General features: G+C 46.5%; 5 protein-coding genes and 1 pseudogene. All 6 read right to left on the reverse strand.

The window, feature by feature from the left end:
- Positions 1-308, reverse strand: a pseudogene (locus tag NG821_RS05665) (hypothetical protein); the annotation flags it as partial.
- Between the two features lie 21 nt (positions 309-329).
- Positions 330-1,616 (reverse strand): imelysin family protein, encoded by a 1,287-nt coding sequence (locus NG821_RS05670; protein WP_252760692.1) that lies wholly within the window; start codon positions 1,614-1,616, stop codon positions 330-332.
- A 92-nt stretch (positions 1,617-1,708) separates the two neighbouring features.
- A complete protein-coding gene (locus NG821_RS05675) occupies positions 1,709-3,016 on the reverse strand; it encodes a hypothetical protein (RefSeq protein ID WP_394802061.1) in 1,308 nt (435 codons plus the stop codon).
- Between the two features lie 767 nt (positions 3,017-3,783).
- Positions 3,784-6,924 (reverse strand): SusC/RagA family TonB-linked outer membrane protein, encoded by a 3,141-nt coding sequence (locus NG821_RS05680; protein WP_252760693.1) that lies wholly within the window; start codon positions 6,922-6,924, stop codon positions 3,784-3,786.
- 590 nt (positions 6,925-7,514) lie between these two features.
- Positions 7,515-9,290, reverse strand: coding sequence for a RagB/SusD family nutrient uptake outer membrane protein (locus NG821_RS05685; RefSeq protein ID WP_252760694.1), 1,776 nt, complete (start codon positions 9,288-9,290; stop codon positions 7,515-7,517).
- A gap of 17 nt (positions 9,291-9,307) precedes the next feature.
- Positions 9,308-12,451, reverse strand: coding sequence for a SusC/RagA family TonB-linked outer membrane protein (locus NG821_RS05690; RefSeq protein ID WP_252760695.1), 3,144 nt, complete (start codon positions 12,449-12,451; stop codon positions 9,308-9,310).
- Positions 12,452-12,482: the final 31 nt, after the last annotated feature.

Below are 12,482 nucleotides of genomic sequence, written 5' to 3' on the forward strand. Positions count from 1 at the left end.
CTTGTCTGAGGCAGAATACACTGCAATTGATCATGTGCGATGGAAAAATCGCAGCCTGACAGTAAATGGCAAAGATAACTGAGAATGAGAAACAAAAAAGAGGATGTATCTTTTGACACACCCTCTTGCTCATTACTCGTCGTTCCTTTTTCGCCTCCAGGATACCATTCAGCCGCAGTGAAGTTTCCTGTAGCTTTCCCGATATTCTCATTGGGATTGACAGAGGAGGCGGAATTGTCATCGCTGCATCCGGCCATGACAGTAACCGCCAACCCTAAAAGAAATAAATGTTTGTACTTTTTCCTCATTATCATAAATGTTTTGCAAAATTATTTATTGTTTGACTGTACAAAGTCATCTGCTTTAGTCAAGGCATCCGTCAGCGTCTTGCAAGCGTCAATGGCTGCCTGTATCGTGGCTTTGTTGGCAGGGAGATTGAAGTTGTTTTCAAATGGGGCAGGGATAGCCTTGATCTTTGCCTGGGCATCGTCAATGGCATTCTGTACTTCCTGACCTATTGCCGAATTATATTTCTTGAAGTAATTGGCCATAGAATTTTCTGACCGGTTGCCTTCTGTACCGCCGTTCCACACATTGTCAATGCTCTGGATGTTGTCCCAGAAATCAGTCAGGGTATTGTAAGAATAGGGGGATTCTATATAACTAGGATCTTGTCCGGAAAAAGGATTGGTGATCTTAGTCAAACCGACTTCATCTGAAATACCTGCGCATCCCTTGTCACCGACGAGGATAGCAGAGATGGCACTCTTGACGGTCGTATAGAGTGAGCCGGATTGACCAGCCTTTTTCATATTCTCACCGTAGGTCACACTGTTGTTGCTCATCATATAGGTGTTCCATTCCAGGCGCTCTTCTATCAGTGAGCGGTGATCCTTGGGCGCATCCTCGTTCCAGCAACATTCCAGACGATACACGCTGTTCCTGAGGTCCCCTGTCACAGCTCTAGCGAAGGTCAGTTCGTAATCGCCTGTGAGTTTGGTGAAATCCAGTCCGTTGCGTTTCCATGAGTCATGGCCGTTGGCATTCAGTTCACTGGCATCCCTTGGATTACCGTCCCTGAAGAGGATGAATTCTATTCCGTGGAATCCCAGAAGAGTCTGCCCCAGGTCACCATTGGCGACAACATCTCCGTCGTCACCAGCAAGTCTTTCGACCATGTCTGCATTGGTAAGTTGTGTGTGGAAAGCTGACAGGTCAAGAGGCCACGTATCGATATGCGGGTCGATGTCATAATCTGAAGCGGCACCCAAAAGGAAAGCCTCGCTGCTCTCGTAGAATTTCCTGGAATTTCGCCAACTTGCACAGGCTTTGTCTACCATGTCTTGAGTGACGGCATTTTTCTTTGAGGCGGTCAGCAGATCGCTGACTTCGTTATAGAGATCCGTACATTTTACGGCTAAAGAATCATAGGTCGGGTTGACAGTGTTGTCAACATAGGAAGAAAGCACACTCTGAAGATATTTGTCGCTTTCACTGAGTTGGCTTGTACCGCCACCTGCGTCGTCATCATCGTTACTGCTGCTACATGCGTTGAAACTGATGGTCATTGCGAATGCTGCCGATAGGAGCAGGGCGTTTTGAAAATGTTTTTTCATTTTAATTGATTTTGTTATGTGTAATTATTGATGGCTGTATTGATAGATGTCTTTCTTTGTGTTCTTCCATGTGTGCCATTGATATGATGAGGTTATAGGAAGAAGGCTTCATAAGCTATTCCGATGTTGATACTGGGTTCGTTATTATAAGGGTTTTTCAGGAGTCTTTGGTTGTAGTCTGCCTTGATTACAATTTGCGGCATCGGGTAGTAATTGATGTCAAAGACTAAATTCTGCTTTTTCGTATATTCGATTTTGGGTTGTCTGTGGTCCCGGATATAAGGGTTGTAGTACTCGTAACGGCCGAAGACATAGAGTTTCTGGTGATCTTGTCTCAAACTGCTGATCTGTGAGAAGATGTCGTATCCTGCTTCTACTCCCATGGCTACTGCATTCTTTCCCACATAGGAACCTTCGTAAGGTGAGGTGTTCGTCTGTCTTCCCGGCAGATAGTAGAGGTCATAGGCATCGCTGAGATAACCGTAATCTGCTTGTCCGCGGACAATCCAGTTGTACCGGTTGAATGTAAAGTCAACACTGCCTATGGCGACGGTACCCTTGTAGTCTGATGCCTGGCCGTTGGCGTCCCTGGTATAGGAATTGTCGATGCTCTGTCCGATATAACCGCTCAAACCAAGGCGCAAACCTTTGAAGGAGGTATTGTCCACACGTGCTGCAAGGGCATATTTATTTGCTACTTTGAATTCGAACGGATCCTGTGTGCCGTTGTGCACCCATCCTGTCGTATTGAAGAACATGGCATCCAGACCTGCAAGAAATTGCAGTTCATATTTCCAGTGAGGGAGCATGCCCCAGAAACTGACGCCTGTATCGTGCCAGGTGGAAGGGAGGATGGTGTTCTCTCCTTCAGGCCGATAAACTGTGAAGAAGTTAAGAGGCTCGTGGTGGCTGTTGTTCAGACCGACAGGAACAACGATATGACCGGCACGGATATTGAATTTTTTATTCCAGAATGATTTCTGCAGCCAGAACTGTTCCAACTCTACTTCACCTCCTTTTTCTATCTCTCTTTCCCATTCACCGCCTTCTTCATACTCTTTTTCAAAGGAGGCGCCGGTGCCGCCGTGTTCGAATTCGATCTCTGATCCCATCGTCCATCCCTTTCCGAAGTCATACCCCAGATAGATCACGGCGTGAGGGATGTCAAAGCGACCGTGACTGGGATCATTTTTGTAATCCCCAGGTTTGGAATACCGGTATACATTGTCACTGTAAAACATGCGGCTGTAAGCCACTTCGCCATAGCCTCCTACACTGAGTCGGTTACCTTTGACATGATTCATAACACTGTCTGCAGCGCTGATTTGCGCGACAGCATTAATGGCATTACTGCATAACATTGTTGTGCAGATAACAAGGGTAATAGGGATTTTGTTCATTCTATTTTATTTTAAAATTATATTCCTTATTTATTTTGTTGATTAGAGGTTTCTTCCTATTATTAAGTTTTTGCAATATCCGTTTACAAAAATAAATGTTATTAATTTCTACTGCAATACTTAAAAGTAGGTAAAATTTTAGCCTTCTATATGACGAATACTAACTTATTCGTATTGTTAAGTATCGTTTTTGATACAAATATGATATTTATCTTTCTTTTTGAAAATCCTTAAATAGACAAAACCGTTAATAAATCTCTTAACTATAGAAAATATTTATAGATTATTAAAGATCTTTTTCTCACAAGAAGTGCGCTCTAATGCTTGTTCCGCCACTTTCTAAGCTTTGAAGTTATAAGACCATCATATTGTCCGAGTCGGATTGTGATCTTCTGATTAAAAACTTGTTCGTATTCATTCGTCCTGTGTCCTGGTCGTGCACACTTGCCTTTTGTTCTGTCACTAAAAATAGGTATACCCTTTAAACTTTTGTCCCGATTTTCAAATCTCTTATCCTGGTTCTGACTGTTTATTGATGGTTAGATGTTATTACTTTTTATTCATTCGGTGACACCTGACCTGTGAGGATAACCATCTCACTCATACACAAATGAAAATATTGATGGTTTGTCTTTTTGTTTTCCGAATGTCCTTTACAAAAAATCTCTCCATCCAGTATTACCTGAATGGAGAGATCCTTTATAGATATTCCTCTGAAAGCAACTCATACGGTTACTCCGGAAACGACTATACGATTTGAGATTGGATTAGAACGTAAGTTTTAGACCGAAAGAGAAAGATTTAGAAATAGGACTGTTATAAAGAGCATAAGAATTTTCTATAGTCTGGTGGATTTCCGGATCGCCGCCCTTCCAATTGGTTATGATAAACAGATCCCTGCTGGCGACATAGACCTGAAGATTGGATATATTCAGATTCCTCACCCAAGGTTGTCTGAATGTATAAGACAGTGTCAGTTCGGAAAGGCGTACAAAGCCGTAATCCTGGACTGGGGTATAGTTGCCGTTGTTATAGCTGACACTCGGGTATTTATTGCTTCCGTTCTCTGGTGTCCACCAGCCGTGATTCAGATTGTTGTCACCTGTTAAACTTGATGCCGTACGGTAAGCATAGGTATTGACATAGCGACCGTATCCGTCACCCCCGAATGTTCCTGAGAAAAGGAAGTAGAGTTGCAGATTCTTGTATGTCAGGGTATTGCCTAGGCTTATGGTGAAATTCGGGACAGTATAGCCCAGGATCTTGCGGTCATTGGAAGTGATCTTCCCGTCACCGTCTACATCCTCAAATTTGACGTCACCGGGTTGGGCACCGTTGGCTGCAGCGTAGGCTTTGTCTGCGGCAGCCACTTCCAAATTGCCGTTGGCGTCATAGACGGGCTTGCCGTTGGCATCGTAGGCACACTGGATAATACCGATATTCTTGTAACCGTAGATGGCGCCGAGGGACTTGCCCAGGAACAGGCTGTTGTTTGGGTCATCCTTGCCGTCACCGTAGAGGGATTTTAGCTTATTTCTGTTCAGGTAATAGATCAACTGTGAATCCCACAGGAAGTCTTTCGTCTCGATGTTTTTCGTATTGAGGGTGAATTCTATTCCGAAGTTGTTGACCTGACCCATCGTCTCCATTAAAGTCGTCAGACCGTTGATGATAATAGGAATGGAGCGGTCGAACATTTGGGCAGTCGTCTTGGAGAAATAGCCGTCGAAATCGAGGCTGATGCGGTCCTTCAACAGGCCCAGTTCGAAACCGTAATTGACGGACTGCGTCTTCTGCCATGCCAGGTCACTGTTGCCGAGGGTCGTAACTCTCTGAGCCCAACTTGCCTCTGAAGTATTGCCGAAGGGATAGCTGAAGCCGCCTGCCTCACCCAAAGTGATTTTTGAAAGAGTTTCATAAGGACTGAGATCCTGGCTTCCGTTCTTACCCCATGAAAGTTTCAGTTTCAAGTAAGATACCGGGGTGACTTTCTTCATGAAAGACTCGTTTGAGACTGTCCATGCCAATCCCACTGCAGGGAAGATGCCCCACTTGTTGTTTTCTCCGAAAACAGAGGAGCCGTCACGACGTACGGACAGATCCAAATGATAGGTATCCCTGAAAGAATAGTTCAGGCGTGCCAGATAGCCGATGTCATTGTGCTTGGTATAGGTAGGAGCGTTGATCTTTTGTACAGTTGCATAGTTCAGTCCCCAATAGCCTAGCGTAGTATTACCCAAGGAAGAGAAGTCTGAACCTGAAAAACTGCGGACATCATCAGTTTGTGAATCCCTGGTATATACCAATGTCAGATCGACGAAGTGTGGTCCGAATTCATGAGTGTAGTCCAGAATATTGTCCCAGACCCAATTGTTGATTTTTTCACGATTAGTAGAACCGTTGGCCTGAGATAGGTACTGGGAAACCGTAGTAGGGGAATAACGGTCTTCACTCTCACCTTCCTGAACATAATAACCTTCATGGGTAAACTGGTCAGTTACACCGTGTCCCAAAGAATATGACCCATTCATTCTGAAGGTCAGGCCGTCTATCCAAGGGCATTTGATCAACAGGTGTCCGCCTAGGCCAAGCGTACTGTTAGTTTCAGTATTATCCTTATTTCCGCTTGTTATATTCCACATAGGGTTTATAGGCCCCTCATTCACCGGATATTTTTCCATCCCTGCTCCATCAGGACGCTCTGGTCTGCCATAGGGACTCATCCTGACAGCTTGATAAAGGTTATACGTTGTCGGCCCGGAATAGTCATTATAGGTGTAGGAAGTCTCACCACCGATCTGGAGCCATTTCGTAATGTCACTCTGCAGGCGCATCGTCATGGAAGTTCGGGAATAATCGTCACCAATAACAACACCTTTTTGGTCAACATAGGATCCTGAGAAGAAATAATTAATATTCTTGGAGGCACCCGAGACAGAAGCGTTGTAATTTTGTACCACGCCGGTTCTCGTACTATAGTCAAACCAATTGGTCGTCTTTCCTGCTTTGTAATTGCTGTACTCGAAGGATTTCATCCATGTCGGGTCAGCGTCTTCTGAAAGACCGTTCAAGAGATTGGTTTTCTTGACATAGTCTGAAGGACTCAGGAGATCCGGTTTACAGGTCGGTGAAGACACTGCCCAAGAAGTGTTGAAACTGATTCTCGGTTTGCCTTCTACGCCCTTCTTAGTAGTGATCATGATCACACCTTTTGCAGCCTGGGAGCCGTAGGCTGCAAGTGATGTCGCATCTTTCAGAACACTTATACTCTCGATAATATTAGGGTCAATATCACGCTGCTTCCCTGTAAATATCACACCGTCCATTACGATTAGAGGATCAGAACCACCACTAACGGCTTTCTGACCTCGGATTTGCATATATGAAACTCTACCGGCATCATATTCAGGAGTTACTATAACGCCACTGACAGTACCATGGAGCGCATCCATGGGATTTACAGTCGGAGTCAAAGAGATGGGAGAGTTGGCTACATCAACAGTGGAAACAGCACCTGTAAAGTTCTTGCGTTTGACCGTACCATAGCCTACGACAATGACCTCATTCAGAGTCTTGTCGTCGGCAGTCAGATGTATCTTCAACGGACTGTTCCCTGCCTTGACTGTTTGGGGCTTGTAGCCGATATAGGAAATCGTTAGTCTTGTCCCCACCGGCACGTCGAGGGAGAATTTTCCGTTGACGTCTGTCACCGTCCCGTCTTTGGAACCTGCTTTGATCGTAGCTCCGATGATGGGCTCATCTTTTTCATCAAGTACGTAGCCTGTAACTGTACCGGCTTGCTGCTCGACCTTGATCAGGTTTGAGGCACGCACTCCGCAATACCCGGAAGAACTTGTCAGGAAAACGAACAATCCTGAAAACAGGAACTTCAACTTAACATTTTTCATGAACCAATGATTTAATCTATTGAATAATTCTTTATGATCTTGTATATATCTATTATCACTAATAACTTCAGAAAACAAAAACCTATTGGGCAAGGGCCATCAAGTGTCAAAAACACCTCAATTCCCATACCGCAACAGCTGTACATGGTGTGGAGGTCCGCACATCAGAAAATCAGAAATTATTTCAAGGGAAACCGATGAAAGACAAATGGTTAAATAGTGGTATTTTTTAATATCCATCGTATGGTAGAGCATTACCTTAAAAAACCTTCGCAAAGTTACACACTTTTTAGCAGTTAGACAATCCCCTAAAATTATGATTGTTTTAGAAATCGAAAGATATTGTTACTTAATTTAAGGTATATTCCAAATTAAGCCCTAATAGGGACCTATTCAAATCCTGAATTTATTTCACTTTATTATATTTATCTCTCTTTGTACATACTTTCTGCGAATATTGCATCCCTCGACCTATAGAACAAAAATCTCTCCATCCGGTATTGCCCGAATGGAGAGATCCTTTATAGATATTCCTTTGGAAGCAACTCATACGTTGCTCCCGGAAAGGATTGTTCACTTGCCTAATCTGATCACCAACCTGTATTCTGATCAATTTTGGCCTGTGAGTTGCCGTCAATGACAGCCTGAGGTATCGGCCACAGCGTCCACTTCGTGACGGGCTGCTGGGAAGCCTTGAAATATCCCTTCCAGTAAGGCTGGTAGGCAATGTACATGGCATGGTCGTTGATGCTCTTGATGCCGTCACTGCCCATTCTGAGGAGGGTCACCCAGCGGCGCTCCTCGCCGTACAACTCCCGCGCACGCTCGTCGAGGATGTACTGCAGCGTCATGTCCGAAGCCGTGGCCAGCACCTTGCACTGCGCACGCTTCCTCAGGATGTTGACGTCGGCGGCAGCGCCTGCCTTGTCGCCCTTGCGGAGCTTCTCCTCCGCACGGAGCAGCAGGGTCTCCGCCGAACGCACCGCATAGCGGTCGCTGTATATCTGCGAGCGGTCACCGCCGTCGCTGATGTCGTCATACCCCCAGTCGTCCACGGGGGCGAACTTCGTCCAGATCGGGAAGAACTCCGTGATCCTCTGCGAGCCGGCGTCGAGCACGTCTATGCCGCAGGCCTTGCCGTACATGCTGCTCTTCGTGTCCGTGCAGACGAAGGTCCGCCTGATGTTGCAGGGCGCATTGCGGATGTCACCCTCGTCGTTGTTCCAGATCTGCTCGATCACGTAGTCGGTGGGGGAGTAGACCGCCGTGCCCTGTCCGCCGAGGTAGGCGCTGACGTTACCGCCGGGATAGTCGGCCGTGTTGACGTTCGTAGCCCAGGGGCCTGCGCCGCCTCCGGTGTTCCTGTAGGCGGAGCCCCAGACGGCGTCACGCAGCACCGGAGAGAAGTTCTTCGGTGACGGAACGTAGTTGTCGCCGGCGTATTTGTGGTAGACCGTATAGTCGTTCTCCAGGGTCCAGACCGCCTCGGTGTTGCCCTCGGAATGGTCGTAGTTGCCCTCCTGGAAGAGGTCGAAGAACACGTTGCCGTCCTTGTAGTAGGAGTCCACGCCGTTCTTCGTGTTCCCCGATACCGTCCTCGTGCCGAAGCGGGAGGTCATCAGGGGGTGCATCGCCATGACCGTGTCGGCATAGGCGATGGCCGTATCCAACTGGGCGACGTTGTTGTCATTGATCGTTGCCAGGGCAAGGTAGGCCTCGGAGAGGAAGTGGCAGGCCGCGCCGCGTGCCACCCTTCCTGCCTCCGAGGGATACTCGGGCAGGTTGGAGGCCGCGCGCTTCAGGTCGTTGATCGCAAACCTGTACGTCGCAGCCCTCGAGGAGCGGCTGAAGTCGAGCTTGAGCGTCTCGTAGAACCTGTCCACGAGGGGCACGCCCCCGAAGAGCTCGCCCAGAGACAGGTAGCCGTAGCCCCTGAAGAACATCATCTCGCCGTAGTTCTCGGCCTTCTCCCGGGCATTGTCCCAGGTGATGTTCGGGGAGTTGTAGCCCTCCAGGGCCTGGTTGGAATAGTTGACCAGCTGGTAGAGCGCGTTGAAGATGTTGTTCGAGTAGCTCGAGGTCGGGGACCAGTTGGAGAAGTTGCTGTAGCCGTTGCCGGTACTGCGGAAGTAGGGCGTGTCCATCTCGTCGGCGCCCACGCCCGTCCAGAAGTTGTCGATCTGGTACCAGTAGCGGATCTGCACATAGAGGTTCGTCACGCAGGCCTTGACCTGGTCGACGGTATTGAAGGCATTGTCAGTCGTATAGGTGGACTTCGGATTTTCCTTGAGGAAGTCGTTGTCGTTGCAGGACGTGAAGCCCAGCATTGCGACGGCGGAAACCATTAATATATTCTTGATTTTCATATTAACTTGAGATTGAATTAGAACGTGAGTTTTAGACCGAAAGAGACAGTCTTTGATACAGGGTATTGATAGCTCTTGTTACTTGTTAGAGTTTGTTGGACTTCCGGATCACCCCCCGTCCAATTAGTTATGGTAAACAGGTTCTTGCAAGCAACATAAACCTGAAGATTTGAGATTCTAAGATTCCTCACCCAGGGCTGCGTGAACGAATAAGACAGCGTCAGGTCGGAGAGACGTACAAAACCAAAACCCTGAACCGGGGTATAATTGTCATTGTTATAGGTGACACTCGGGTACTTGTTGCTCCGGTTCTCAGGTGTCCACCAACCGTGATTTAAATTATTGTCACCATAGAAATCAGATGCGGTACGATAGGCGTATATATTTGTACTTCTGCCATATCCGTCACCCCCGAAAGTCCCAGTAAAGAGGAAGTAGAGTTGCAGGTTCTTGTATGTCAGTGTATTGCCCAGGCTCATGGTGAAATTAGGGACGGTATAGCCCAAAATCTTACGGTCACTGGAAGTAATCTTCCCGTCACCGTTTACATCCTCAAATTTGACGTCACCTGGTTTGGCACCGTTGGCTGCTGCATAGGCCTTGTCTGCGTCTGCTACTTCCAAATTGCCGTTGGCATCATAGGCAGGTTTGCCGCTGGCATCGTAGGCGCACTGGATAATACCGATATTCTTATAGCCGTAGATGGCACCGAGGGATTTACCCAGAAACAGACTGTTAGTTACATCATCCTTGCCGTCACCGTACAGAGACTTAAGTTTGTTCCTGTTCAAAGAATAGATCAGTTGGGATTCCCACTGGAAGTCCCTTGTCTCGATGTTCTTCGTGTTGAGCGTAAGTTCAATTCCTGAATTATTGATCTGCCCCATCGTCTCCTCTAAACTCGTCAGACCATTGATGATGACAGGAATGGAGCGGCTGAAGATCTGGTCAGTCGTCTTGGAGAAATAGCCGTCAAAGTCGAAGGTGATGCGGTCCTTCAGCAGCCCAAGCTCGAAACCGTAATTGATTGACTGCGTCTTTTGCCATGCCAGATCCTTGTTGCCGAGTGTTTTAATTCTTTGTGCCCAGCTTGCCTCTGAAGTATTGCCAAAGGGATAGCTGAAGCCTCCTGCCTCGCCCAAAGTAATTTGAGACAGAGTTTCGTAAGGACTGAGGTTCTGGCTTCCGTTCTTGCCCCAGGAAAATTTCAGTTTCAAATAGGAAACCGGTGTGACCTTTTTCATGAAGGATTCGTTAGAGACTGTCCATGCCATCCCCACTGCAGGGAAGATCCCCCATTTGTTGTTGTCACCGAAAACGGAGGAACCGTCACGGCGTACAGACAGGTCCAAATGATAAGTGTCTTTATAAGAATAGTTCAGGCGTGCCAGATAGCCGACATCATTATGCTTATCATAACTACTTACATCAATTTTCACGTTGGTGGCATAATTCAGTCCCCAATAGCCTAAGGTTGTATTGCCAAGCGAGGAGAAGTCTGAAGCTGTATAGCCGTGACCTTCCTCAGTTTTGGAATCTCTGGTATATACCAAAGTTATATCAATAAAATGCGGTCCGAACTCATGAGTGTAATCAAGAATGTTGTCCCAAACCCAGTAAACATTTTTATAACGATCGTTATATCCATTAGCTAAAGAAAGATACTGCGAAATGGTGGAAGGAGAATAACGGTCTTCACTATCGCCTTCCTGAACATAATACCCTTCATGAATAAAATTATCATAATAGTCATTCTCTATAGTAGAGTTACCGCTCATTTTAAAAGTCAGTCCGTCTATCCAAGGGCATTTTAAAAGCAGATGGCCTCTTAGATTAAGTACATCATAGGTTTCAACATTACTATAAGTTCCGCTTTTGGCATTCCACAAAGGATTTGTTCTATCGGTACCTTCATTCACCGGATATTTCTCTAATCCCGCTCCATCAGGTCTCTCGGCTCTGCCATAAGGGCTTAGTCTGACAGCTTCATAAAGATTATAAGGTGTAGGATCTAAATAATCATTATAGGTGTAGGATGATTCTGTACCGATCTGCAACCATTTGGTGATGTCACTCTGCAGGCGCATCAGTAGATTGGTCCGTTTAAAACCGTCACCGATCACGACACCTGTTTGATTGATAAAAGAGCCTGAGAAAAAATAATTGATGTTCTTTGAAGCTCCCGAGACAGAAGCATTGTAATCCCGTACTACTCCTGTCCTTGTACTGTAATCGAACCAGTTAGTAGTTTTTCCAGCCTTATAATTGCTGTACTCGAAGGATTTCATCCACGTCGGGTCAGCGTCTTCGGCAAGGCCATTCTGAAGATTAACCTTCTTGACATAGTCGGAAGGGCTCAAGACATCAGGCTTAAATGTTGGTGAGGACAGTCCCCAAGAAGAGTTGAAACTGATCCTTGGTTTGCCTTCCACTCCTTTCTTCGTCGTGATCATGACCACTCCATTTGCTGCCTGAGAGCCGTAAGCTGCCAGTGAAGTTGCATCCTTCAGGACGCTTATACTTTCAATAGTATTAGGATCAATATCTCGACGTTGACCTGTAAAAATCATACCGTCCAATATGATAAGAGGGGCGGAACCGCCGTTGACTGCTTTCTGGCCTCTAACTTGTAATGTCGAAATTCGACCGGACCATTGACTTGGAGCCACATAAATACCACTGACAGTACCTCGGAGGGTAGCCATAGCATCTGTTGCTGGAGTCAATGAAACAGGGGATTTGGCTACATCAACTGTAGCAACAGAACCGGTAAAGTTCTTGCGCTTGACTGTACCATAGCCTACGACGATGACCTCGTTCAGAGTTTTGTCGTCTGCAACCAGATGTATCTTCAACGGACTGTTCCCTGCCTTGACAGTTTGGGGCTTATAGCCGATATAGGAAACGGTAAGTTTTGTTCCCGCCGGGACATTGAGGGAGAATTTCCCGTTGATGTCTGTCACTGTCCCGTCTTTGGACCCTGACTTGATCGTAGCCCCGATGATAGGTTCATCCTTCTCATCAAGTACGTAGCCCGTAACCATACCTGCCTGTTGTTCCACCCTGACCAGGTCTGAGGCGTATGCACCGCAATACCCGGAAGTACCTGTCAGGAAAACGAACAATCCCGAAAACAGGAACTTTAATTTAACATTTTTCATGAATGAATAATTTAAACCATTGAGTAAATAT

This window comes from Segatella cerevisiae, from assembly GCF_024054555.1.
Classification (GTDB): domain Bacteria; phylum Bacteroidota; class Bacteroidia; order Bacteroidales; family Bacteroidaceae; genus Prevotella; species Prevotella cerevisiae.

Bases quoted from the DNA above. Each gene is read 5' to 3' on its own strand.
- NG821_RS05685 (WP_252760694.1), bottom strand. From the start codon at position 9,290: ATGAAAATCAAGAATATATTAATGGTTTCCGCCGTCGCAATGCTGGGC.
- NG821_RS05680 (WP_252760693.1), bottom strand. From the start codon at position 6,924: ATGAAAAATGTTAAGTTGAAGTTCCTGTTTTCAGGATTGTTCGTTTTC.
- NG821_RS05675 (WP_394802061.1), bottom strand. From the start codon at position 3,016: ATGAACAAAATCCCTATTACCCTTGTTATCTGCACAACAATGTTATGC.
- NG821_RS05670 (WP_252760692.1), bottom strand. From the start codon at position 1,616: ATGAAAAAACATTTTCAAAACGCCCTGCTCCTATCGGCAGCATTCGCA.
- NG821_RS05690 (WP_252760695.1), bottom strand. From the start codon at position 12,451: ATGAAAAATGTTAAATTAAAGTTCCTGTTTTCGGGATTGTTCGTTTTC.